Origin of the sequence: Nonomuraea roseola (assembly GCF_039535395.1) — a bacterium.
GTDB classification, from domain to species: domain Bacteria; phylum Actinomycetota; class Actinomycetes; order Streptosporangiales; family Streptosporangiaceae; genus Nonomuraea; species Nonomuraea roseola.
Genome location: NZ_BAAAXC010000003.1, coordinates 1 through 21,145, shown reverse-complemented (window position 1 = coordinate 21,145; position 21,145 = coordinate 1). Strand labels below are relative to the sequence as shown.

Annotated in this window: 22 protein-coding genes; 9 read left to right on the top strand and 13 right to left on the bottom strand. The window is 70.8% G+C overall.

What is annotated here, in order from left to right:
* Positions 1–61 precede the first annotated feature (61 nt).
* The 4 genes from ABFX55_RS00715 to ABFX55_RS00700 form a co-directional block, all read right to left on the bottom strand.
* Positions 62–1,132: a glycerophosphodiester phosphodiesterase gene (locus tag ABFX55_RS00715; RefSeq protein ID WP_346116596.1), complete on the bottom strand. Its 1,071-nt coding sequence runs from the start codon at positions 1,130–1,132 to the stop codon at positions 62–64.
* 146 nt (positions 1,133–1,278) lie between these two features.
* Positions 1,279–1,776 carry a MarR family winged helix-turn-helix transcriptional regulator gene (locus tag ABFX55_RS00710; RefSeq protein WP_346116594.1) on the bottom strand — a complete coding sequence of 166 codons (498 nt, stop codon included), beginning with the start codon at positions 1,774–1,776 and terminating at the stop codon, positions 1,279–1,281.
* A 44-nt stretch (positions 1,777–1,820) separates the two neighbouring features.
* On the bottom strand, positions 1,821–2,918 hold the full coding sequence (locus ABFX55_RS00705; RefSeq protein ID WP_346116592.1) for a C45 family autoproteolytic acyltransferase/hydrolase: 1,098 nt from the start codon (positions 2,916–2,918) through the stop codon (positions 1,821–1,823).
* Positions 2,915–4,369, bottom strand: coding sequence for a purine-cytosine permease family protein (locus ABFX55_RS00700; RefSeq protein WP_346116590.1), 1,455 nt, complete (start codon positions 4,367–4,369; stop codon positions 2,915–2,917). Before ABFX55_RS00700 ends, ABFX55_RS00705 begins: the two co-directional genes overlap by 4 nt.
* A gap of 95 nt (positions 4,370–4,464) precedes the next feature.
* Here ABFX55_RS00700 and ABFX55_RS00695 point away from each other — a divergent pair, with 95 nt between their 5' ends.
* Both ABFX55_RS00695 and ABFX55_RS00690 read left to right on the top strand, forming a co-directional pair.
* Positions 4,465–5,070 (top strand): TetR/AcrR family transcriptional regulator, encoded by a 606-nt coding sequence (locus tag ABFX55_RS00695; RefSeq protein ID WP_346116588.1) that lies wholly within the window; start codon positions 4,465–4,467, stop codon positions 5,068–5,070.
* A 32-nt stretch (positions 5,071–5,102) separates the two neighbouring features.
* Positions 5,103–6,725: an amidohydrolase gene (locus ABFX55_RS00690; RefSeq protein ID WP_346116586.1), complete on the top strand. Its 1,623-nt coding sequence runs from the start codon at positions 5,103–5,105 to the stop codon at positions 6,723–6,725.
* Between the two features lie 61 nt (positions 6,726–6,786).
* On the opposite strand, the gene ABFX55_RS00685 is transcribed toward ABFX55_RS00690, so the two are convergent.
* Positions 6,787–7,296, bottom strand: a complete 510-nt coding sequence (locus ABFX55_RS00685; protein WP_346116585.1) for a cupin domain-containing protein — start codon at positions 7,294–7,296, stop codon at positions 6,787–6,789.
* A 21-nt stretch (positions 7,297–7,317) separates the two neighbouring features.
* Entirely contained in the window at positions 7,318–8,115 is a 798-nt protein-coding gene (locus ABFX55_RS00680; protein WP_346116583.1) for an alpha/beta fold hydrolase, read from the bottom strand.
* Positions 8,116–8,225: 110 nt separating this feature from the next.
* Here ABFX55_RS00680 and ABFX55_RS00675 point away from each other — a divergent pair, with 110 nt between their 5' ends.
* Both ABFX55_RS00675 and ABFX55_RS00670 read left to right on the top strand, forming a co-directional pair.
* On the top strand, positions 8,226–8,729 hold the full coding sequence (locus tag ABFX55_RS00675) for a MarR family winged helix-turn-helix transcriptional regulator (protein ID WP_346116581.1): 504 nt from the start codon (positions 8,226–8,228) through the stop codon (positions 8,727–8,729).
* A gap of 178 nt (positions 8,730–8,907) precedes the next feature.
* The gene (locus ABFX55_RS00670; RefSeq protein WP_346116579.1) at positions 8,908–9,264 is read left to right on the top strand and encodes a hypothetical protein; all 357 of its coding nucleotides are present in this window, start codon (positions 8,908–8,910) and stop codon (positions 9,262–9,264) included.
* Here the strand turns inward: ABFX55_RS00670 and ABFX55_RS00665 are convergent.
* A complete protein-coding gene (locus ABFX55_RS00665; protein ID WP_346116577.1) occupies positions 9,255–10,472 on the bottom strand; it encodes an MFS transporter in 1,218 nt (405 codons plus the stop codon). The two genes, ABFX55_RS00670 and ABFX55_RS00665, sit on opposite strands and share 10 nt — an antisense overlap.
* A gap of 54 nt (positions 10,473–10,526) precedes the next feature.
* On the opposite strand from ABFX55_RS00665, the gene ABFX55_RS00660 reads away from it, so the two are divergent.
* Both ABFX55_RS00660 and ABFX55_RS00655 read left to right on the top strand, forming a co-directional pair.
* Entirely contained in the window at positions 10,527–11,333 is an 807-nt protein-coding gene (locus ABFX55_RS00660; RefSeq protein WP_346116575.1) for an AraC family transcriptional regulator, read from the top strand.
* 34 nt (positions 11,334–11,367) lie between these two features.
* Entirely contained in the window at positions 11,368–12,615 is a 1,248-nt protein-coding gene (locus ABFX55_RS00655) for a PP2C family protein-serine/threonine phosphatase (RefSeq protein WP_346116573.1), read from the top strand.
* Between the two features lie 76 nt (positions 12,616–12,691).
* On the opposite strand, the gene ABFX55_RS00650 is transcribed toward ABFX55_RS00655, so the two are convergent.
* Positions 12,692–13,312 carry a TetR/AcrR family transcriptional regulator gene (locus tag ABFX55_RS00650; protein ID WP_346116571.1) on the bottom strand — a complete coding sequence of 207 codons (621 nt, stop codon included), beginning with the start codon at positions 13,310–13,312 and terminating at the stop codon, positions 12,692–12,694.
* A 56-nt stretch (positions 13,313–13,368) separates the two neighbouring features.
* On the opposite strand from ABFX55_RS00650, the gene ABFX55_RS00645 reads away from it, so the two are divergent.
* On the top strand, positions 13,369–13,803 hold the full coding sequence (locus tag ABFX55_RS00645; RefSeq protein WP_346116569.1) for a hypothetical protein: 435 nt from the start codon (positions 13,369–13,371) through the stop codon (positions 13,801–13,803).
* A gap of 47 nt (positions 13,804–13,850) precedes the next feature.
* Here ABFX55_RS00645 and ABFX55_RS00640 read toward each other — a convergent pair whose 3' ends face one another.
* The 4 genes from ABFX55_RS00640 to ABFX55_RS00625 all read right to left on the bottom strand — a co-directional run bounded on the left by ABFX55_RS00640 (position 13,851) and on the right by ABFX55_RS00625 (position 18,224).
* Positions 13,851–15,065, bottom strand: coding sequence for a hypothetical protein (locus ABFX55_RS00640; protein ID WP_346116568.1), 1,215 nt, complete (start codon positions 15,063–15,065; stop codon positions 13,851–13,853).
* Between the two features lie 166 nt (positions 15,066–15,231).
* Complete coding sequence (locus ABFX55_RS00635; protein WP_346116566.1) at positions 15,232–16,494, bottom strand: ABC transporter substrate-binding protein; 1,263 nt, start codon at positions 16,492–16,494, stop codon at positions 15,232–15,234.
* Positions 16,495–16,515: 21 nt separating this feature from the next.
* Positions 16,516–17,340: a carbohydrate ABC transporter permease gene (locus ABFX55_RS00630; protein WP_346116564.1), complete on the bottom strand. Its 825-nt coding sequence runs from the start codon at positions 17,338–17,340 to the stop codon at positions 16,516–16,518.
* The gene (locus ABFX55_RS00625) at positions 17,340–18,224 is read right to left on the bottom strand and encodes a carbohydrate ABC transporter permease (protein ID WP_346116562.1); all 885 of its coding nucleotides are present in this window, start codon (positions 18,222–18,224) and stop codon (positions 17,340–17,342) included. The genes ABFX55_RS00630 and ABFX55_RS00625 overlap by 1 nt, the downstream gene beginning before the upstream one ends.
* Positions 18,225–18,465: 241 nt before the next feature.
* On the opposite strand from ABFX55_RS00625, the gene ABFX55_RS00620 reads away from it, so the two are divergent.
* Complete coding sequence (locus tag ABFX55_RS00620) at positions 18,466–19,515, top strand: LacI family DNA-binding transcriptional regulator (RefSeq protein WP_346116560.1); 1,050 nt, start codon at positions 18,466–18,468, stop codon at positions 19,513–19,515.
* 372 nt (positions 19,516–19,887) lie between these two features.
* On the opposite strand, the gene ABFX55_RS00615 is transcribed toward ABFX55_RS00620, so the two are convergent.
* Positions 19,888–20,226, bottom strand: a complete 339-nt coding sequence (locus ABFX55_RS00615) for a cupin domain-containing protein (protein WP_346116559.1) — start codon at positions 20,224–20,226, stop codon at positions 19,888–19,890.
* 66 nt (positions 20,227–20,292) lie between these two features.
* Between ABFX55_RS00615 and ABFX55_RS00610 the strand changes: the two genes are divergently transcribed.
* Positions 20,293–20,646, top strand: coding sequence for a hypothetical protein (locus ABFX55_RS00610; protein ID WP_346116557.1), 354 nt, complete (start codon positions 20,293–20,295; stop codon positions 20,644–20,646).
* Positions 20,647–21,145: the final 499 nt, after the last annotated feature.

Here is a 21,145-nt window from a genome sequence, read left to right as displayed (position 1 = left end):
GTCCGCGACGCCGACTCGTCCTGGCGCGCGGCCCGGACGAGGCATGCCGCGGACCCGCCGGTCACGGCTCCAGGTGGTGCCCCCTGGGCCGGTACTGCTTGGGCAGCTTGAACCCTCGCTCGGCCATCACCTGCCGCAGCCGGTCGGGGTAGTCGGTGATGATGCCGTCCACCCCGTCGTCGATCAGCTTGTTCATCGTCGGCTCGTCGTCGATCGTCCACGGGATGACCTTGATCCCGAGCCCGTGCGCCTGCTCGACCATCTCCCTGGTCACGTACGGCTGGTAGCCGGGGTCGGTGATCTTCCCGTTCTGGGGGAACCCGTGCACCGGCGAGAACGCGTCGGCGCCGAAGGACTTGACGGCCTTGAGCGGGTCGCCGCCGAAGTCGTCGATGTCGATCCCGCCGAGCCACGGCGAGGCGCCGGGCCGTCCGGTCTGCAGGAAGTCGCGGTTGGTCAGGGCGACGATCGGCAGGCGGGGCTCGACCTCCCGCATCCGCATGAGGGCGCCCCAGTCGAAGCTCTGGACGGTGACCTGCCGCAGCAGCCCTGCGCGCCGGATCTCCTCCGCGGCGACCTGCACGAACTGCTCCCTCGGCGCCGTCTCGTGCGGCGCGCCCGCCTCGACCTTGGTCTCGACGTTCAGCGCGACCCGGTGCGCGCGATAGCGGTTGACCAGGTCGAACACCTCGCGAAGCAGCGCCATCCTGGCTCCGGGCACCGGCCGCTGCCCGGGGAACTCCGGCTTGGTCGCCGAGCCGCAGTCCATCGTTCTCACCTGGGCGAGGGTCAGCGTGTTGATGTACCTGCCGACGTAGGGGAACTCCGGATCGTCCGGTACGGCGGGCGCGGTGTCGCGGCACACCCTGCCGCTGATCCGCCGGTCGTGGGTGACGACGGCCTGGCCGTCCTCGGTGATCTGGATGTCGAGCTCCAGCGTGCTGACCCCCAGCTCCAGCGCGTTGGCGAAACCGGGGAGCGTGCTCTCGACGACCAGACCCATCCCGCCCCTGTGCGCCTGCAGGTCGAAGCCGCGGCGGCCACCGGCCTCGGCGGCGCCTGCCGTACCGGAGGTGGCCGCCAGCGTGGCGCCGAGAACTGCGAACGCGGGCAGCGCGCGCCATCTGCTCATGTGTGATCCGTCCGTTGAAGGGCCGTGCATACCCTCGAAGATCCATCGGGGGCGAGGCCGATGAGCGTACGGAAGTTGAGCATGAGGCGAAAGGTGCGTGAGATCTCCGAGCCAGGCTGCCGGCCCGCTCCCGACCCGAGGCGGCGCTATGGGCTCCGGGGCGGCTCGGCGGACGGGCCTCGGCTGCTGAGGGCGGCCAGTGAGTCGACGTATCTGAGCATCAGCCGGGCGAACTCCAGGCGGTCGTGTTCGGACCAGTCGGCGGTGATGTACTCGAACGCCGAGCGCTGGTGCCGCCTGAAGCGCGCCATGAGCTCGGCGCCCTGCGGGCTGAGCCGCAGGACGGTGCGGCGGCCGTCCTGCTGGGAGGCGGCCCTGATGAGGTAACCGGCCTTGATGTTGTCGCTCACCATGCGGCTGGCGACCGAGGGGTCCACGGCGAGGAACTCGGCCACCGACCCCACGGTGATCTCCTTGTCGGGGTCCTTGGTCAGTTCCTCGACGAAGTTGAGGACGAGGGTCCTGCTCAGGTCCTTGGCCGAGATCGGGTTCTCGACCTCCAGCAATGACGTACGGCGCAGCTTGGAGAACGCCGGGCCCACGGCGTCCAGCAGCTCGTCGGCTGAGGTCGGCTCGTTCGTCATGCCCTCATCGTAGGGCATGTGCTGGCGCGAACATATATGTATGCTCACATACAAGCGGCTCGGCGCGGTGGTGCGGTGACGGTCGTCCACGTCGAGGGCCGGGCCGAGCAAGGACCGCCCTCGTGCACCACGAGGCGCCGTTCCACCGGCTCGACCGCCACCGTGGCCAGCGTGGCCCATCGGGTGCCCAGCGCGCCTTCGGACGGGGCGTGGCAGCACACCTCCGCGCCGTCGTCGCCGTGGGCGCTGAGCAGGCCGGCGAGGTCGCCGGGGTCGTCCGGGCCAGGGCGTCCGAGGACGCGTGCGGTGAGCAGGCGGTGTCGATCGTAGGTCTCAGGCTCCCGCCGTCCCCGCAGTTCGCCGGCGGCGAGGACCGGATCGAGGAAGTGGTTGGTGCGCACCAGCCACCCCTCGTCGTCCGGCGTGATCACGGCGGAGCCCGCAGGGCTCGTCTCGACGGACGCCGCCAGGTCGGCGGTCACGACGCTCATGACGGTGGAGGCGGAGACCGGGGCGCCGGTCAGGATGCCGATCGCCTCAGCGAACGACCCCGCAGTGCCGAGCACGTGACGGGCGACGAGGTGGACGGGCACGCCGGTGGCCGCGTCGTCGGTGTGGCCGAGGATGTTGAACAGCACGCCCACGCCGGCCTCGTTGACGCCGATCTTCGCGAGGATGCCGTACTCGGTGATCCCCGCGAACCCCCAGGTGTCGCCGCGCACCGCCTGGACGTGCCAGGAGCCGGCCAGCTCCTCGTGCCAGTCCCAGCACTGGCCGCCGGTGGTGCGGGCGCCGCTGTGGACCAGCGTGGAGCACTCGCCCGCGCGGGGCGCACCCGCCTCGGCGAGGATCTCGGTCCGTGCGTTGAGCGCGGCCACCACCCAGAACGGCACGCCGGCGCCCTCGGCGACCCCCTCCATCTCCTCGGCCAGCTCCGGCGCCCACGCGCGGGTCGCGGCGACCGTGCGCAGCGCGAGCGCGGGGACGTCGAGCGTCATGCCGCCCGCCGCCGCGACGGTCGTGAAGAGGTCGTCGTAGACGCGCCACGTGCGGGCGATCCCGTCGCGGGCCTGACGTCCCCGGTCGTGGCCGCGCCGCTTCGGGCTGTCTCCCGCGACGCGCAGGACCGTACGGCGGCTCACGCGCGCACCGCCGTGCCGAGGCCGGCGCGGGAGCGCCGCGTCAGGGTCGCGTAGACGGCCGAGGCTACGACGACGCCGACGGGCAGGGCGAGGTCCAGCCCGCCCATGGCGTGGGCGAGGGGGCCGGTGTACAGGGTGTTGACGCAGAGCGCGGCAGCGGCGGTGCCCAGCGTGAGCGCCAGGGCGCCGGCCCGGTTGACTCCCGCGGTGAACCAGAAGGGGCTGCCGGGGCTCTCGTCCGTGAGCGCGAGGCCGTCGTAGCGGTTGCGGCGCAGCAGGATGTCGGTGGCGTAGATGGCCATGCTGGGCCCGAGCAGGACGACGGTCAGCTGGAGGACGCTGCTGACGGTGTCGAGGAAGTTGGACACGAGCAGCGCGTACAGGGTGAGGGCGACGGCGAGGACTCCGTCGACGATCACGCTGAGGGAGCGGCGGATGCGGACGCCGACGGCCTGCAGGGCCAGGCCGGAGCTGTAGGCCGTCATGGCGTTGAGGGAGATGGTGCCGAGCACCAGGGCCAGCAGGAAGAAGGGGGTGAACCAGCGGGGCAGGATCGTCTCCAGCGCGGTCTGCGGGTCGGTCATGTCGACCGCGGTCGCGGCGAACGCGCCCAGGGAGGTGACGACGACGCTGGGCAGGAAGCCGCCGAGCGCGGTCCAGCCCACGATCGCCCTCGGGGAGGTCGCGCGGGGCAGGTAGCGGGAGAAGTCGGCGCTGTTGGTGTAGGAGAGCGGGCCCGAGGCGATGAGGGTGACGCCCGCGACGAGCGTCGCCCACAGGGCGCCGCCGGTCAGCGGCTCGGCGGGCTCGTAGCCGAAGTCGGCGTGCCCGAGCACGCTGAAGGCCACGACGGCGAACGCGGCGGTGAGGACCACGGTGATCGGGAGGTAGAGCTTCACGATCGTGGCGTGCCCGTAGACGCTGATGGCCAGGGTGAGAGCGGCGATGACCGCCACGACGGCGATCTTGACGCCGGTGGTCGGCGCGATGCCGGCCTTCCCGACGAGGGAGAAGGCGGCCAGCGCGGCCGCGGCCATGTTGAGCGCGATGTAGCAGATGCAGATCACCCAGCCGGTGACCGCGATGTTCACGCGGTTGCCGCGGATGCCGAACATCGCCCGCATGACCACCTCGCTCGGTGTGCCCGAGGCGGGGCCGGAGACGGCGAGCAGGCCGACCGCCACCCAGAACAGGTTGCCCGCGACGATCACCACGAGGGCCTGCCACAGGCTCAGGCCCATGAGGATGAGGGCGCCGCCGACCACCAGGCTCAGATAGTTGACGTTCGCCGCAGCCCAGACGGTGAACAGCTCGCGGGCGCGGCCGTGCCGCTCGTGTTCGGCGATGTGGTCGATGCCGTGAACCTCGATGCGGCCGGGCCGGTTCGAGGGCGGCGGGGTCTCGTGTGCGGTGTGCGTGTCTGGACGCGGGTCGGGGATCGTGGCCGCCATGGAGCCCTCCGGTGCTGGTCGTACCCACGTGCTTGCTTATTGGTCGCACACTCAATAACATCCCGGGTATGTCGTCAAGCGTCCAGGGCAAGCGAATGAGGAAAGCTCCGGCCGCCAGGCGGGCGGAGATCGTCGACGCGGCCGCCACCGTCGCCCTGACCGAAGGGCTCGAGTGCGTCACCCTGCGGCGGATCGGCGAGGCGCTCGGGGTACGGCCGGGGCTGATCAGCCACTACTTTCCCTCGGCGGAGGACCTCGTGGCTGAGGCGTTCGGCAGCGCGGCGAGCGCCGAGCTCGACGCGCTCCTGCCGGCCGAGCGGTCCGGAGCGACAGCCACGCAGCACCTGGCGCGCTTCTTCGAGCACGCCGAGGGGGAGGCCTACGACGACATCAGCAGGCTCTGGATCAACGCGCGGCACCTCAGCCGCTACCGGTCCGTCCTGCGCGACCGGGTCGCCGAGCAGGAGGCCGCCTGGCGTGGGCGGCTGGGCGAGCTCATCAGGCAGGGCGTCGAGCGGGGGGAGTTCCATACGGACGACCCCGAGGTGGCGACCATTCAGATCCTGGTCGTGCTCGACGGCCTCGGCGTCCATGCCAACACCGACACCGGCAATCGCCCCGAGGCGGTGACGCGCATGGCCGTCACCACGGCCGAGCGCGAGCTCGGCCTGGCGAGCGGCACGCTCGCCGCCTCCGACTGACCCTCTCCCTACCCGTGCTTCGAGGAACCGCTGTGCGCACCCGTCTCGTCCTGCTCTCCGCCCGCCTGCTCGACCCCCTCACCGGCGGCTTCCTCCCGCAGACCGCCCTGGCCGTGTCCGGAGGGCGGATCTCCGCCCTGGGCGACGACCGCCGGATACGCGCCCTCGCGGACCCCTCGACGACGGTGATCGACCTCAGGGGGGCCGTGGTGACCCCCGGCCTGGTCGACGGGCACCTCCACCCCGTCTCGGGTGCCGAGCTGACCCACGGGCTGGACCTTTCGGGCTGCGCCGACCTCGACGCGGTGCGCGAGGCGCTGGCCGGCGAGGTCCGCACCCTCGCGCCCGGCGCCTGGCTGCACGCCTGGGGCCTGGACCCGAACGTCTTCGGGGAGCGGCCCGTCGAGGCCGCCGCCCTCGCCCCTGTGCTCGACGGCGTCCCGGCCCTCCTCCTGCTCTTCGACGCCCACTCCATGCTGGCCAGCCCGCGCGCGCTCGAACTCGCGGGCGTCGACGGGCCGCGGGCCTTCGCCCAGGCGGCCGAGGTCGTCTGCGACGACGCGGGCCGGCCCACCGGTCTGCTCCTGGAGGACGCCGCCTGCGAACTCGTCGAGCGCGCCGCCCCGCGGCCCACGCACGCCGAGCGCCGCGCCAGGCTCGCCGCCGCCCTGCGGGACATGGCGGCCGCGGGGCTCACCGGCGGCCACGCCATGGACGCCAACGGCGACAGCCTCGCGCTCTACGCCGAGCTCGACGCCGCCGGAGAGCTGCCGGTGCGGCTGCGCGTCGCGCCCTGGTGCCAGCCGGGCGCCGACGCCGCCGCGCTGCGCGCCCTCATCGAGCAGCAGGGCGCGGGCGGGGCGCTGTGGCGGACGGAGGGCGTCAAGCTCTTCATGGACGGCACCGTCGACAACGGCACCGCCTGGCTGGAGCGCCCCGACTGTCACGGCGAGTCCACGCACTCCTTCTGGCCTGACCCCGAGGCCTACACCCACATCGTCGGCGAACTGCACAGGGCGGGGGTGCCCACGGCCACCCACGCCATCGGTGACGCTGCGGTACGGCACGTCCTCGACTCCGTCGAGAAGGCCATGGCCACGGGCGAGCGCGGGGTGCGGCACCGCGTCGAGCACATCGAGACCGTGCCCGACGACACCCTGCGCCGCTTCGCCCGGCTCGGCGTCATCGCGTCCATGCAGCCCACCCACTGCTGCGACTACACCAGGGCCGACCACACCGACAACTGGTCGCGCCGCCTCGGCGAGGAGCGGGCCTCGCGCGCCTGGCGCTGCCGCGACCTGTGGGACTCCGGCGCCAGGGTCGTCCTGGGCTCCGACTGGCCCATCGCCCCCTTCCCCCCGCTGGGCGTGATGGCCGGGGCCCGCCACCGGCGGCCGAGCCGCGATCTGAGCCTGCCGCCGCACGGTCCCGAGCAGGCGCTCACCGCCCTCGAGGCCCTCCAGGGCATGACCGTCAACGCCGCCCACGCGGCGGGCGAGGAGCACGAGGCCGGACGGCTCGCCGTCGGCCACCGCGCCGACCTCACCGTCCTGGCCGACGACCCGCTCACCACCGCCGCCACCGACCTGCCCGACCTGCCCGTGCTGCTCACGGTCCTCGACGGCCGCCCCACCCACCGCGACGCGAGCCTGTGACGCCTGCGCGGGGCCGCAGCGGGACAAAGGCGCGGCAGGTCCGTGATCGGCAGGTCCGCGGTCAGACGAAGAAGCTGTCGTGGCGGAGGAAGAACTCGGCCCGCTCCGCAGGGTCGAGTCCGGCGAGCCGGGTGATCCCTTCGAAGTACTCTTCGCGGGGAGCGCCGGGGGCGAAGAGCATCAGCATGGAGGCCGGCTCGCCCGACTCGTTACGGAAGGCGTGGAGCCCTCCGACCGGGACGTACAGGTAGTCGCCCGCGGTGGCGTCGACCCAGCGCTCGCCGTCGAACAGCCGCATCGTGCCCGACAGGATGAAGAACGACTCCGACATCGACCTGTGGAAGTGGGTGCTCGGGCCGCCGAACTCCGGGCCCATGTCCACGCGGTAGAGGCCGTACTCCCCGCCGGTGGAAGCGGTGGTGGACAGGTAGTGGTAGGCGGTTCCCCCGCTGACGCGGGGTCCTGAGGACGTCACGGGCGCCGAGACGAAGTCGGGGGCGGTGGTGGCGGGACGGAAGAGCGCGTTGACTTCGCCGTCTTCGCCGAGGTAGCGGGGATCCGGATAGGACATCTCTGACTCCTGAGGTGAGGTCTAGACGGTCGCGTCGGGCGCGTCGATGAATGCGCGGGTGAGGTCGATCAGCCGGGTGGGGTCGGCGAACCAGTCCATGTGACCCTCGTCCTCGATCTCGACCAGGCGGCTGCCGGGGATCGCGGCGTGCAGCTGCCGCGAGCCGTCCACCGGGATCATGTTGTCTCCGGCGAGGCCGATGACCAGGGTGGGTGCGGTGATCTTGGGCAGCAGGTCGCGGATGTCGACCTTGGCGCCCAGGTCGATCTGGCGGCCGATGCCGGGCGGGGGCCACTCGTCGGCCAGGGAGTGGGCGAGACCCTGGTGGCCGAAGGCGTTCAGGGTGGCCGGGCCGAAGCCGGTCAGGGTGGAGAACCGCTTGAACAGTTCGCGGTCGGTGTCGAGGAGCTTGCGCCAGGTCTCGAAGTAGAACCGGTCGCGGGGGGCGGTCGAGTGCGCCCAGCCGCCGACCAGGACGAGCCTGCGCACCAGTTCGGGATGGGTGGCGGCGACGGCGGCGGCCGCGACCGCGCCGAGGGAGAAGCCGAGCAGGTCCACGGGGCCGCGTACCGCCTGCCGCGTGATCGCGGCGACCTGATCGGTGATCAGGTCGACGGTCAGCTCCGTGCCGTCGTCGGTGGTCTGCCCGCTGCCGCTGAAGTTGGGCCGCACGACGGTCCTGGTGGCGCTGAAGTGGTGCACCACGTTGCCGAAGACCTTGTCGGCGTCGCCGCCTGTGCCGTGGACCAGCACCAGGCCGGGCCCTTGCCCTTCGGCTTCGTAGTGGACGTCGGTGTCGCGGACTGGGATGAAAGGCATGGTCGGTCCCCACTCGTAAGGTCGTTGCTGATAAGATGAGCGCTAAGATAATCAGTGGTTGTGTGAGTGTCAATTAGATGAGTGCTCACTTAGTTCCCGTGGGAGGGTTCATGGCCGACGCGGTGGCGGCGGTGCTGGAGCAGTGGCGCCGCGAGCGTCCCGACATCGACATCCGGCCGATCGGGGTCGTCGGCCGGATCATGCGGATCTCCCGCATGTGGGACAAGGAGATCAAGGACTTCCTGGCAGGGCACGGCCTCGAGCCCGGCGAGTTCGACGTGCTGTCCACCCTGCGGCGCTCGGGCGAGCCGTACGAGCTGACCGCCGGCACGTTCCTCAAGACCTCCCTCGTCACCACGGGCGCGATCACCCTGCGCGTGGACCGGATGGAGGACAAAGGCCTGGTCACGCGGGTGCGCGACACCGCTGACCGACGCTCGGTCAAGATCCGTCTCACCGATCGCGGGCTCGAGGTGATCGACAGGGTCCTGCCTCTGCACGTGGCCAACGAGGCCCGTCTCCTCGAGGCCCTCGGTCAGGAGGAGCGCGAGCACCTGGCCGCCACGCTGGCCGCCCTGCTGGAGTCGTACGGCGACACCCCGACCCCCGGGTGATCCGGGCGGCGTGACTCCCCGCGAGCGCTTACCCGAACGCGAGGTTTGGATCGCCGTTGCGCGCCCTGGCCAGACAGTCGTTTTGAACGCTCCTCACGTGACCGTGGCCTGCCGCAGCCGTCTCGCGGGTCATGCTGAAGGCGTCAGGACACTTCCGGATACGGGGGAGAGGTCGTCTATGGCAAGGATCACGACGCGTTCGTTCACGGCCCTGATGGTGGCGGGCGCTGTCGCCGCCGCCACCGCGTCGGCGGCCTCCGCGCAGGAGTCCGCGCAGGTCTTCCAGTGCGGTCAGGCCTCCAACGGGCTGAGCGTCACCGCCGACAGCCAGAAGGACGAGGCCACCGCGTGCGCCACCGCTCTGAAGGTGGCCAACGCCTACCTGCGCGATCTCCCGCAGGGCGAGGACGACAGCGTCACGGTGACGGTCGACGGGACCTCCTGGAACTGCCGGCAGTTCCAGACCGCCGAGGAGGAGAACGAGCACGGGCAGTGCGACGCCGACTCGGGCGAGGAGGTACGGCTCTACTCGTGACCCGCCCTGGCGGCCCCCGCGCCGGGCCCCGGTCCGCCGGGGGCTGCTCGCGGCAGGCCGGGCTCGCGCAGGGTGCGCAGGAGGAGCCAGCCGAGGGCGGGCAGGGCGATCAGCGGGGCGAGGGCGGCCTGCAGGGAGGTGGCGTCGGCGACGGCGCCGACAAGAGGACTGGCCAGGCCTCCCACGCTGACGGCCAGGCCCAGGGTGACGCCGCTCGCGGTGCCCACGCGCCGGGGCAGGTAGTCCTGGCCGAGGGTGATGTGCAGGGAGAAGGGCACGTACAGCCCCGCCGAGGCGAGCGCCGCGAACAGATGGAACGACGGGCCGGGGGCGAAGACGACGCCGGCGACGGCGAGCACGGTCAGGGCGTAGGACCACCGCACCACGGGGAGGCGGCCGAAGCGGGTGGCGAGTCTCCCACCGGCCACGGTGCCCACGGCGCCGCCGAGGTAGAGCACGAACAGCGCTGCCGTACCCGAGAGGTCTCCTCCGCCGGTGCGCTGGCGCGCGTACAGCGAGATGAACGCGCTGAGTCCGACGAAGACGATCGAGCGGCAGCCGACGGCCCCTGACAACCTGAGGAAGGAGGGCCAGTCGTCCCGGCCGGTGGCCAGGCTCGCGCGGGCGGCGGCCGTCGCCCGCGCGGGCGTCCTGACCGCCCGCAGCGCGGCCGCGCACAGCGCCGCCCCGGCGAGGGCGGGGACGGCCAGCAGCGGTGAGGCGCGCAGGCCGCCGGTGGCGATGACGGCGGAGACCAGCAAAGGGGCGGCGGCGAAGCCGAGATTGCCGCCGAGGGAGAACCAGCCCATCGCGGTGTGACTGCCGCGGCTGACCTCGCGTGCGACGCGGGCGGCTTCAGGGTGGTAGGCGGCGACGCCGAGCCCCGAGACGGCGACCACGAGCAGGGTGAGGGGGTAGGAGTCGCCGACACCGGCGAGCGCGACGCCCGCGCCGCCCACCAGCGTGCTCACCGGCAGCAGCCACGGCAGCGCCCACCTGTCGGTCAGCGCCCCGAACAGTGGCTGCACCACCGAGGAGAGCAGGGAGGCGGCCAGCACGATTCCGGAGGCCGCCGCATAGGTGTAGGCCCGCTCGGAGACGAAGAACGGCACGAGGGCGGCCACCGCGCCCTGGTAGACGTCCACGCAGGCGTGCCCCGACGAGAGCAGCGTGATGGGCCGGATGCGTGGGGTCTGGTTCGTCGACACCTGTCCATCGTGGCCGCGCAGCGCGCTCGCGCTCTTCCGATAAAATGCCAATGTATGTCGGAAATCCGCCACACTCCCGAGGCGCCCACCCGCACCCAGGCGCTGGCTCCGGGAGAGAGCATCGCCGCGCACCGTCACGACGACCACCAGATCGTCTACGCGGGCTCCGGCGTGCTGGCCGTCACCACCGACGCGGGCACCTGGTTCGCCCCGGGCACCAGGGCCATCTGGGTCCCGGCAGGATGCGTCCACGCCCACCGCGCCCACGGCCACCTCGACCTGCACCTGCTCGGCCTGCCCGCCGACACCAACCCCCTCGGCCTCGACGCTCCCACCGTCCTTGCCGTCAGCCCCCTGCTGCGCGAACTGATCCTCGCCTGCACCCGAGACCCGCACGACGACACCCCCGAACGGCTGCGCCTGCGGGCGGTCCTGCTCGACCAGCTGCGCGCCTCGCCCCAGCAGGCCGTCCAGCTGCCCGCCCCCACTGACCCCCGGCTCGCAGCCGTCTGCGACCTCCTGCGCCGCGACCCCGCCGACCCGCGCGGCCTGGCCACCCTGGCGGCCACCGCAGGAGCCGGTGAGCGCACCCTCAGCCGTCTCTTCCGCCGCGAACTGGGCATGACCTTCCCCCAGTGGCGCACCCAGCTACGCCTGTACCACGCCCTGCGCATGCTGGCCGACGACGTGCCGGTGACCTCGGTCGCCCATCGCTGCGGCTGGTCGTCCACCAGCGCCTTCATCGACGTCTTCCGCCGCGCCTTCGGCTACACCCCCGGCGCCCACAGCCGCCGCCCAAGGCAGGATGAGCCGATGTGCGCCAGGAGGGTAGGAGAGCCACTGCAGGGAGAGCCACTGTAGGCGGAGGGGAACCGCCGGCCAGAAGGGCAGGAGCGTGGGAAACGACGGTGAGCGGATGCTGGGCGGCCTGTTGCACGCCCACCACCTGGCCGCGATGGAGGACCTCCCGGCCCTGGTCGCCGAGCACGCGAAGCTGGTCGGCTTCTCCCATACCCTGATCTACGTGGCCGACCTGCAGCAGCAGTTGCTCGTGCCGCTGCCTGGCCAGCACGACGTGTTCGGCGAGCCGCTCGAACCCATCCGCGTCGACGTCACCATGGCAGGGCGGGCCTTCCGGCAGGTGGAGATCGTCCAGGCGCGCTCCCTCTCCGATCCGCACGCGGCCGACAGGGCCCACGTGCCCGCGGGCGAGGGCCCGATGCGGTTGTGGGCGCCGTTGCTGGACGGAACCGAACGGGTCGGCGTGCTCGGGGTGACCGTCCCGGAGGGCGGGGAGATCATCCAGTGGCGGGTCAGCCAGCTGGCGGCCCTGATCTCGGTGCTGGTCGTCAGCAAGCGTCCCCACAGCGACTCCTACGCGCAGCTGGTGCGCACCAGCCCCATGGCGCTGTCGGCCGAGGTGCTGTGGAACCTGCTGCCGCCGGGGACCTTCGCCAACAACGACGTGGTGGTCAGCGCCGCTCTAGAGCCCGCCTACGCCGTCGGCGGCGACGCCTACGACTACGCCATCGACGGCGACACGCTGCACCTGTCGATCTTCGACGCCATGGGCCACGACACCGCCGCGGGACTGACCGCCACCCTCGCCGTGGGCGCCTGCCGTAACAGCCGCCGTCAGGGCGTGGATCTGTTCGCGACCAGCGAGATCATCGACGCGGAGATCGCCGAGCAGTTCACCGGCCGTTTCGCCACCGGCATCCTGGCCTCCCTGGACCTTCAGAGCGGTCTGCTGAGCTGGGTCAACCGCGGACACCACCCCCCGCTGGTGATCCGTGAGGGGCGGCTGGTCGCCACCCTGGCCAGCCTCCCCGACCCGCCGATGGGCTTTCGCATGGATACCTCCACCGGCCTGCTCCACTATCGGCTGCAGCCCGGCGACCGGTTGCTGTTCTACACCGACGGCATCATCGAGGCCCAGAGCCCGGAGGGGGAGCTGTTCGGCCTTGAGCGCTTCATCGACTTCGTCATCCGCCGCGAAGCCGACGGCGTGCCGGCTCCCGAGACCCTGCGCCGGCTGATCCAGACCATCCTCGAGCACCAGCACGAACGGCTGCAGGACGACGCCACCGTGCTGACGGTCGAATGGCGCGCCCACCGGCAGTATCAACTCACCCTGGGGTGACGACCGGCCACGGTGCCCGCCGGTCGGGACCGGTGAACGACCGATGGGTGGGAGTGGGCTCGCGCGCTGAACGAGGTCAGGAAGAACTGTCCGTCCGCCTGCGCGCTCCGTTCAGCAGGTGCCGGATCGCCAGGGAGTACTCGTCCCTGACCCTGCGCTTGTCCTGCGCGGAGGCTTCGGCCAGCGCCATCCCCGCGGATCCGAGAATGTGGAAGGTGATGCGGGTCATCGGCTCCAGCGGCAGCGGCGGCACCTCCCCGCTGTCGACGAGCGCCTTGATGAGCTGCTCGATGAGGCCGTAGGCGAACTTCTCCTCGCACTCCTTCCAGCGCTTCCAGCCCAGCGCGATGGGCGCCTCCTGCCAGACCACGCGTCCGTAGTCGGGGTCGCAGCAGTGGTCGAGGAACATCTCCATCGCCGTCATCGCCGCCTGCCAGGTGTCGGGCCCCGTCGCGGCCGCCTCGATGACCTCGCGGATCATCTCGGTCTCCAGCGCCTCGACCACCGCCTCGAACAGCGCGGTCTTGCTGGCGAAGTGGTGATAGACCGCGCCACGGCTGGCCTGGATGTCGGCCGCGACATCCTCGAGCGCCGTGCCGGCGAAGCCGTGGTCGGCGAAACGACGGGTGGCCGCTTCGAGCAGCGCGGCCTTGGTCGCCTGCGAGTACTGCTCACGACGACTCTTGACAGGTGGCATGCGGGAAGTATACGACATACAGTGTGTATGTTTCCGACACAGAGTAGGTGTCCACGATGTCGTGGGATCGGGTGCATCGCCGCCATGAGCTGGTCCATGCCGTGCTGGCCTCCGGGCTGACGACCGTTCCGCCCGGCCTGGCCGCGGAGGTCGACGCCGAGTTCGGCGACTTCGGCGGGTTCCTCCAGGAGGTGCAGCGGCGCTGGTACCGGGCGTTCGACGCCAGGCTCGACGCGGTGCTGGAGGAGTGGCCGCGCGACCTCCACGACGCGCTGGTCAGGGAGTGGCGGGACCTCGCTCTGACGATGCCCGCGGCCAGGCGCATGCTGGACGCGAACACCGATCACCCCGCGCTCGTCGGGGCCGACGAGCAGCACAGGCACCGGCTCCACGCCGCGACCGGGGTCGTACTGAGCCCCGCCTCGCTCACGGAGCCGCTCGGGGGCCGCCGGAAGCAGTGCCTGTGGTCGCTGATCCTCCGCACCACGTAGAGACGATTCGCCGGCTACGCGGCGTACGCCACCACGCCGTCCCGGGGTCAGAGCCGAGTCGCCGCGCCGATCTCCCCTTTCCTGACCACCTCGAGCGTGGCCGTCAGCTCGGCTTCGGGCACGAAGTGGCCGAAGGTGTCGTTGGCGAAGAAGGAGACACCGGCCACGGAGGCGGCGTGCGCGGCCAGGACCTCCCGCTGGTAGAGGTAGGTGCGCCGGTCGTCGAGGTAGGTGCGGTACCAGTACCAGGGATCGACGAAGTCCAGGCCGAGCAGCGCGCGGGGGCGGCCCAGCGCGGCCTTGCTCAGCAGGTTGGGCACGATCTCGGTCCGCTCGACCAGCACGGCGAACGTGCTGACGAGGATCGCGTCGAGGGTCTGGTAGGCGGTGTCGGTCATGCCCCACGCCGCCCGTTCGACCTCGGCCCGCCAGTAGGTGTCCATCCAGTAGACGAGGCGCTCGCCCATGGCCTCGCGCAGCCGCACGAAGAACCGCTCGATCCCGGCCGACCGCTCGGGGGTGAGCGGTGGCGCGTTGTCCGGGTGCCAGAACCCGACCAGGCCGAACTGGTTGCCGAGCATGACGCCGTCCAGCCCGAAGTCGGCCGCGAACGCCGCCGTCTGCGCGGCGACGAAGTCTCCGGCAGGCAGCCCGGACGGGATGCCGGAGGGGAAGGCGGCATACGGACGAGGGTCGGCCGAGAGCGGGGCCGTCACGTCGATGACCCCGGGGACCAGGTGGCCTCCCGCGTCGGCGGAGCCTGCCGCCGCCTCGGGGTGCCTGACGGTCTTCCACTCGCTGCGGCAGAACTCCGGGCCCGGCTCCAGATACTCCAGCAGGTTCACCCGAAGCCCGCGTCTGCCCGCCTCCGCCCGAACGGCGGCGTAGATCCCCGCCAGCGTGCGGTAGTCCATGGGCTGGTCGGAGAGGGCGAACATCGGCCCCGCCGAGTACGGGTTGGCCGAGCGCTCGCCGCCGTCGCGCACCCTGGCCAGCCAGTCACGGTTGTGCGCCCTGGCTATGGCGGCGGGCCCGCCGGGCCCGAGGGCGAAGCAGTTGTAGCGGGCCCAGTCGAAGCGGTCGTCCCAGGCGTGGCCGCCCGCGTAGTTGAGCACGTGATCGCCGTTGCCCGCGCAGAACACCACCGTGACGGGCCGGTCGCTCAGCCAGGCGGCGTGGTGGTCGAAGAACGCCGCCATCCCCGGCGCCGGGTCACGCAGGTCGTCGAACATCTTGGGCGTGATCCACAGACACGCCTCCATGCCCGTCTCCACCGCGGCCGTCACCGGGCGGCCGGGAGGTCGAGCCGCGTGCCGGACCGCGCGGCGCGCGTCCTGGGGCCGGAACGCTCATCGTTCGGCGGGATGGTCTCAAGCGCGGCGGTGGTGCCCAACGTCATGGTCTCCTTCGAGGACGGGGGAGTGGTGGCTAGTTGGTGGAGGCGAACGCCTCGTCCATGCGGGTGAGCACCGTGGGCACGTCCACGGTCCCGTTGAACAGCTCCTGGATCGAGGTCAGGTGCTCCTGCTGGACCTTCGGGTTGGGCCAGCCCTGGTCCGGGTAGAGCGTGGACCTGCCCGACTCGACCGCGTCGAGCACCGGCTGCTGCAGCGCGTCGGCATTGAAGGAGGGGCTGCCCATCGCCGGGCTGCTGCCCGAGGCCGTGGCGTACAGCGCCTGACCCTCGGGGGAGGCGAGGAAGCGCATGAACTTCTTGGCCAGGTCCGGGTTCTTGGCCTTGGCGTTGACGCCGTAGACGATGCCCACCGACACCGGCACGTAGGTGCCGTCGGCGCTGTCGGTCGCGGGAAACGGGGTCATCGAGAAGGTGGTGCCCTGAGGGGCGAACTCGACCGCCGACTGCACCGCCGACAGCACGTGCACCACGCCCAGCGCCTTGCCCTGGCCGAACATCTGCATCTGCTCGTCGTAGCCGACGCCGTTGGGACTGTCGTTGAAGCAGCCCTCCTCACGCATCTGCAGGTACTTCTCCAGCGCCTGCTTCCACTGCGAGGCGGCGAAGGTCGTCCTGCCGTCCTTCTGCTGCTGGGTGAAGCCGGCGTTGGGGCCGTAGACCAGGGAGGCGGTCAGCGCGTACGGCACGAGCTGGGTCACCCACGCCGACTTCAGGCCGAGCGCGAACGGCACGACGCCCTTGGCCTTGGCGTCCTTGCAGAACCGCAGGACCTCGGGCCACGTGGTCGGCTTGCTCAGCCCGCTCTTCTGCATGGCCTGGTCGTTCCAGACCGCGCCGATGGCGCCGATCGTCACAGGGACGGCCACCACCTTGCCCGCCGGGTCGCTGGTCACGGACTTGAGGTCGCTGCTCAGCCCGCCCGCCCATCTCTCGCCCGACAGGTCCATGAGCATGCCGTCCTCGCCCAGGTCGCGCACGGCCATCGTGTTGCCGCCGCCGGGCCACATGCGGAACACGTCGGGCGCGGTCCCCGAGGCGAGCTGGGTGCGCAGCTGCTGCTGGTAGGAGGCGTCGTCCTCGGTGAAGGTGGTCTTCACGGTGACGCCGGGGTTGGCCTTCTCGAACGCCTCGACCGCGGCCTTGGCCGGACCCTGGCCCGCGGCGGCCAGCGTCAGGATCTGGTTGGAGGAGGAGGCGCCGGTGGTGTCGCCGGTCGAGGTGGAGCACGCGGTGGCCGCCAGAGCGAGGCAGGCCAACGTCTTGATCATCTTCATGTCAGACTCCTGAGGGTGGGGCTAGCCTTTGAGTCCGCCGGCGAAGCCCTTGATGATGTGCTTCTGCAGCGCGAAGTAGACGACCAGGATCGGGATGACGCTGATCACCAGGCCGGCGAAGATGAGCGGCCACTGGGAGACGTACTGGCTGACGAAGCCGTAGATGGCCACCGGAGCGGTGGTGTTGTCGCTGCCGCCCAGGTAGAGCAGCGGTGTGAAGAACTCGTTCCAGATGCCGACGGTGTTGAGGATCACCACGGTGCCGGTGACGGGCCGCAGCAGCGGGAAGACGACGGTGACGAACGAGCGCACCGGGCCGCACCCGTCGAGCAGGGCCGCCTCCTCGTAGTCGAGCGGCAGCTCGCGCAGGAACATCGTGTAGAGGAAGACCGAGAACGGCATCTGCTGCCCGACGTTGATCAGGATCACCGACCAGATGGAGCCGAGCAGGTCCAGGTCCCGCATGGTCGCGTACAGCGGGAGCAGCGCGAGCTGACCGGGGATGAGCAGCCCGCCGATGACGAAGGAGAAGGTGTGGCGCGACCAGCCGCGGGTCACCCTGGCCAGCGGGTAGGCGGCCAGAGCGGAGAAGGCGATGATGAGGACGACGCTGACGGCCGTGATGGCGAAGCTGTTGGCCAGCGCCGCGCCCAGGCTGGCCTGGTTCCAGGCCTGCGCGTAGTTGTCGAAGGTGGGCGGGAAGTCGAAGGCCAGGGCGCTGGTCTGGCTGTCCTGCGACTTCAGCGACACGTTGAGCAGGCCGACCAGCGGGATGAGGAACACCAGGGCCAGCAGGATCAGCGTGGCCTCGCGGGTGAGCGTCCGCCAGGTGTATCGCGCGTGCATCAGGAGCTCTTCCTCTGCGTCAGGCGGAACTGGATCCCTGCCAGCACCGCGATGACCACGGTCATGACGACCGCGAGCGCGATCGAGAACGGGAAGTCGCCCAGCGAGAAGGCGCTCTTGTAGATCGTCGTGGAGATCGTCTCCGTCGCGGTGCCGGGCCCGCCGCCGGTCATGGCCATCACCTGGTCGAACTGCTTGAGCCCGCCGATCAGGCAGAGCATCACGTTGATCACGACCGCGCCGTTGAGGAGCGGCAGCACGACGCGGCGGAACTTGCTCCACGCGCCCGCCCCGTCGATCGTGGCCGCCTCCAGCACCTCCGAGGGGATCGCCTGCAGTCCTGCGAGGTAGATCACCATCGAGTAGCCGGAGAACTGCCAGACGATCTCGGCGACGATCGCGTACAGCCCGGTGTCGGGGTCACCCAGCCAGTCGTGCGCCAGAGAGCCCAGGCCGACGGCGCGCAGCGCGTCGTTGACCGCGCCGTTGGGCGAGAGCAGGAAGCTCCACACGTACCCCGCGACCAGGGGCGTGAGCACCACGGGGGCGAAGAAGATCACGCGGAGCACGTAGCGGCTCTTGACCATGCTGTTGACGCCGAGGGCCAGCAGCAGCCCGACGACGTTCTGTACCACGGTCGCCGCCGCGGCCAGGACCAGCGTGTTGACGAGGGCGTCGCGGGCGGTCCTGTCCGCGAAGACCCTGGCGTAGTTGTCCGGGCCGACCACCGCCCAGTCGGGCCGCAGCCCGTTCCAGTCGGTGAAGGAGAACAGCGCGCCGTTGACGCTGGGGACGACGACGATGAAGAGGTAGACCGCGATCGCCGGGACCACGAACCACCACGGGGCGCGCACGCCCACTTCGCGGCGGGTCCGGCCGGCCACGGAGGGCTCCCGTATCCCAGACGGTGTCGTCGTCGCATGCGGCAAGGCCACGTGTGACTCCTCTCGCAGATGTCCATGGCGGGGGTACGGCCATCGAGAGGCCAACTCCATGACATGCTGTGAATCGATTCACAGCATGTCGGGCAGATTACGCGTCGCCCCATCGGGTGTCAATGGTGCGGCGTGAATCGATTCACAACTGCGCTAGGCTTGCAGTCGACCATGGACGACAAGGAGTCCGATGACCTCTGAACCGGTGCCACGGCGGTCGAAGGCCGACGGTTCCGCCCCCACGGTGGGCGACGTCGCGGCGCGTGCCGGAGTCTCGCGAGCGACCGTCTCCTATGCCTTCACCCAGCCCAACCGGGTCTCGCCCGAACTGCGCCGGCGCGTCCTCGAGGCCGCCGACGAGCTCGGCTACGTCGGCAACGACGCGGCGCGGCGGCTGCGCGTCGGCCACAGCCTCGCGCTCGGGCTGCTCGTCTCCAGCGCGGGCAACCCCGTCTACGCGGAGATCGCGGCGGGCGCGGAGGCGGAGGCCGCCGCGCACGGCCGCTTCATCCTGGTCGCCAACAGCGACGAGAGCCCCGAGCGCGAGCGCGCCTACATCAACTTCTTCGAGTCCCAGCAGGTGAGCGGCGTCGTGGCCGCTCCGGTGGGCGACGTTCCCGCGGAGTTGCTCGGGCTGAGCAGGCGGGGGACACCGTTCGTCCTGGTCGGCATCGCCCCGGGCCCGCACAGCTATCCGGCCATCTCGGGCGACAACGAGCGGGGCGGCTACCTCGCCGCCTCCCACCTGCTCGCCCAGGGCAGGCGGCGCCTGCTGTTCGTGGGCGGCACGCACCCCCACATCGACCTGCGCCTGGCAGGGGCCAGGCGAGCGGTCGCCGAGTCCATGGCACCGGCCTCGCTCGAGGTCGTCCGCGTGCAGGTCCAGACCGCGAAGGTCGGCGAGACGGTCGCGCGGACGCTGCTCGAGCGCCCGAGGTCCGGCCTCCCCGACGGAATCCTGGCGGGCAACGACCTGCTCGCGCTCGGGCTCCTGCACGGCCTCATCGTGGCGGGGGTCCGGGTGCCGGAGGATCTCTCGCTCGTCGGCTACGACGACATAGAGTTCGCCGACTTCGCGATCGTGCCGCTCACGTCCATCCGGCACCCCTCCGCGGCGCTCGGCGCCAGCGCGGTCCGGATCCTGCTCGGCATCGAAGGCGAAGAGGACACGCGGGGTCGTTTCGACCCGCAGCTCGTGGTTCGAGCGACCTCGCTCCCCGTGGGGGACGGGCACGCGTAGCAACGCCCCGGGCCGGGCGCCCGTGGCCGCCGAGCCGTCCTGGGGACGGCCCGCGCGCGCATCGCGGGCCGCCGGGTCGCCTGGCGGCCACGCATACCGACGACGCTCCGGGTCGAACTGCGGGACACCGAGATCAAGGCCTTCGTCGGCGGGGAGGCGACGCCGCGGGTCACCGTCACCTACCCGAAGCCGATCACTGGACCAGGATCGGTGCAGTCGGTCACGGGCCGGGCCGCCGTCGACTTCGACGACCTCCGCGTGGGCGTCCCGCTCGGCTGATTGCTGCCGCGCTTCCCCGCGACAGTGGCTCGGCTCGCGGACCGGGCCGCCGTCGCGGGGGATGCCTTCGCCGGTCGCCCTTCGGAGAGGTCCTCACCTGGCAGGGGCGGATCCGGTGAGGGCATGGCCGGTGGTGGCGTCGACGTGGGAGGGCACGGCCTCGTGGCGATCGCCCACGCTCAGGGTGCCGGTCGGCTCGAACATCAGGATCGAGGCCCCCGCGGGCGAGGACGGCTTGTGCTCGATCCCGCGCGGGACGACGAAGACGGCGCCCTTGGGCAGGGTGACGGTCCGTTCCGTTCTCGAGTCGTCGTCGCGCAGCGCGATGGCCAGCTCGCCGTCCAGCACCAGGAAGAACTCGTCGGTGTCGTCGTGGGCGTGCCAGAGGTGCTCGCCCTCGACCTTGGCGATCCTGACGTCGTAGTCGTTCACCCGTGCGACGATCCGCGGGCTCCAGAGTGCGGTGAAGGTAAGAATAAAAAAAAAAATGGGGGAAAAGTGGGGGGCGAAAAAAAAAGAAAAAAAAAGGCGGACAAAGCAAGAGGGGAGGGGGTGAAAAAAAAGAAAAAAGGTAGAAAAAAAAAGGGCAAAGGAAAAAAAAAAAAAAAACAAAGTAAAAAAAAGGGGGGGGGGAAAAAGGAAATAGGAAAAAGGGGGGGGGAAAAAAGAAGGGGAAAAGAGGCGCAGGCGCGGTCTGGCAGGTCACAGAAGAGGTTGGTTGGGGCTCATGCCGACACTCTGGCGGGCCTGGGGCGGGGGCTAGTGAGTGGACTAGGAATGCGCACGATTGCCGCAAGAATCCTCGCTCGGGGCGTTGATGATGCTGTCGACGAGCGGCTCGACCCTTCGTAGCTTGGGGGTCGAGCGCCCCGAGCAGCTGTCGGACCTCATGCGCCTGCCCAGACAGGGGGGGCGGGCCGTGGTATGACTTCACGCTCTGCGCTCCCGGCGGGCGAGGTCGTCATGCAGCGAGTGGGTGTATGTTCAGCAGATGTCGGGCATCGCGGGGCGCTGGAGGCGGTGGAGCACGCGGTCACCGTCATCGCGCCCTACAGGCGCGATCCAGAGAGTTATACGCCCCCGCCCTGCCGCGGTGCTGGAGCCTATCAGGACGCGGTCCAGCCGAGCTATCACAGGGCTCGTCGGTCGAGCCCGGCCTGGTGCATGGTCATTGGGCTGGGCACGCGCGTTCACCCAGGAACGCTGCGCGGCGGCGGCTGCTCGAGCGCGGGCAGGGAGCGACCTACCCAGCATGGCGCTCGGCGGTAGGCTGTTTCCAGCATGCATGTTTCCCGTTCCGTAGGCCAGGGCTGCAGCCCTGGAACGAATTTAGAGTGCATATTAAGGCAGT

What these genes read in the sequence shown, in the direction of transcription:
- ABFX55_RS00715 (WP_346116596.1), bottom strand. Translation starts at nt 1,132, where the DNA reads ATGAGCAGATGGCGCGCGCTGCCCGCGTTCGCAGTTCTCGGCGCCACG.
- ABFX55_RS00710 (WP_346116594.1), bottom strand. Translation starts at nt 1,776, where the DNA reads ATGACGAACGAGCCGACCTCAGCCGACGAGCTGCTGGACGCCGTGGGC.
- ABFX55_RS00700 (WP_346116590.1), bottom strand. Translation starts at nt 4,369, where the DNA reads ATGGCGGCCACGATCCCCGACCCGCGTCCAGACACGCACACCGCACAC.
- ABFX55_RS00695 (WP_346116588.1), top strand. Translation starts at nt 4,465, where the DNA reads ATGAGGAAAGCTCCGGCCGCCAGGCGGGCGGAGATCGTCGACGCGGCC.
- ABFX55_RS00685 (WP_346116585.1), bottom strand. Translation starts at nt 7,296, where the DNA reads ATGTCCTATCCGGATCCCCGCTACCTCGGCGAAGACGGCGAAGTCAAC.
- ABFX55_RS00680 (WP_346116583.1), bottom strand. Translation starts at nt 8,115, where the DNA reads ATGCCTTTCATCCCAGTCCGCGACACCGACGTCCACTACGAAGCCGAA.
- ABFX55_RS00675 (WP_346116581.1), top strand. Translation starts at nt 8,226, where the DNA reads ATGGCCGACGCGGTGGCGGCGGTGCTGGAGCAGTGGCGCCGCGAGCGT.
- ABFX55_RS00670 (WP_346116579.1), top strand. Translation starts at nt 8,908, where the DNA reads ATGGCAAGGATCACGACGCGTTCGTTCACGGCCCTGATGGTGGCGGGC.
- ABFX55_RS00660 (WP_346116575.1), top strand. Translation starts at nt 10,527, where the DNA reads ATGTCGGAAATCCGCCACACTCCCGAGGCGCCCACCCGCACCCAGGCG.
- ABFX55_RS00650 (WP_346116571.1), bottom strand. Translation starts at nt 13,312, where the DNA reads ATGCCACCTGTCAAGAGTCGTCGTGAGCAGTACTCGCAGGCGACCAAG.
- ABFX55_RS00645 (WP_346116569.1), top strand. Translation starts at nt 13,369, where the DNA reads ATGTCGTGGGATCGGGTGCATCGCCGCCATGAGCTGGTCCATGCCGTG.
- ABFX55_RS00640 (WP_346116568.1), bottom strand. Translation starts at nt 15,065, where the DNA reads ATGGAGGCGTGTCTGTGGATCACGCCCAAGATGTTCGACGACCTGCGT.
- ABFX55_RS00635 (WP_346116566.1), bottom strand. Translation starts at nt 16,494, where the DNA reads ATGAAGATGATCAAGACGTTGGCCTGCCTCGCTCTGGCGGCCACCGCG.
- ABFX55_RS00630 (WP_346116564.1), bottom strand. Translation starts at nt 17,340, where the DNA reads ATGCACGCGCGATACACCTGGCGGACGCTCACCCGCGAGGCCACGCTG.
- ABFX55_RS00620 (WP_346116560.1), top strand. Translation starts at nt 18,466, where the DNA reads ATGACCTCTGAACCGGTGCCACGGCGGTCGAAGGCCGACGGTTCCGCC.